1 protein-coding gene is annotated in these 596 nt (G+C 53.9%); it reads left to right on the top strand.

The window, feature by feature from the left end; translation table 11 throughout:
* Positions 1–596: helicase-like domain-containing protein (locus ACESSZ_RS16495; protein ID WP_499842913.1), on the top strand; the 596-nt coding region annotated here is incomplete at both ends.

The raw sequence follows: 596 nt of genomic DNA, 5'->3' as shown, positions 1-596 counted from the left end.
CCCGGCGTGAGGTGGGGGAAAATCTGGAGATTGCTTCAAAGGATTACCTATCACCATTGTTTTTATACACCAAAATGCGGAATGTGGCAGGCTTATCCACATCGGACGCGCAGAAATCCTCCGATATGTTTGCCAAGTGCCGCTATATGGATGAGATCACCGGAAACCGTGGCGTGATTTTTGCCACCGGCACCCCGGTCAGCAACTCCATGACCGAGCTTTACACCATGCAGCGTTACCTTCAGTATGAACGCCTGCAAGAACTGAACATGACCCACTTCGACTGCTGGGCTTCCCGATTTGGAGAGACCGTCACAGCATTGGAGCTGGCACCGGAAGGCACCGGCTACCGGGCAAGAACGAGATTCAGCAAGTTCTTTAATCTGCCGGAGCTGATGAACCTGTTCAAAGAAGTGGCGGACATCAAGACCGCTGACCAACTGAACCTGCCCACCCCGGAGGTGGAATACCACAACATCGTGGCGCAGCCTACCGAACATCAGCAGGAAATGGTCAAGACCCTTTCGGAGCGCGCATCGCTGGTACACAGCGGAACCGTTGACCCGTCCCAGGACAATATGCTCAAGATTACCTCG

Origin of the sequence: Eubacterium sp. 3_1_31 (assembly GCF_964249515.1) — a bacterium.
In the GTDB taxonomy this organism is placed as follows: Bacteria; Bacillota_I; Bacilli_A; order Erysipelotrichales; family Erysipelotrichaceae; genus Longicatena; species Longicatena caecimuris.
Note: the sequence above shows the minus strand (reverse complement) of the source record. Positions and strands in the feature narration are given on the sequence as shown.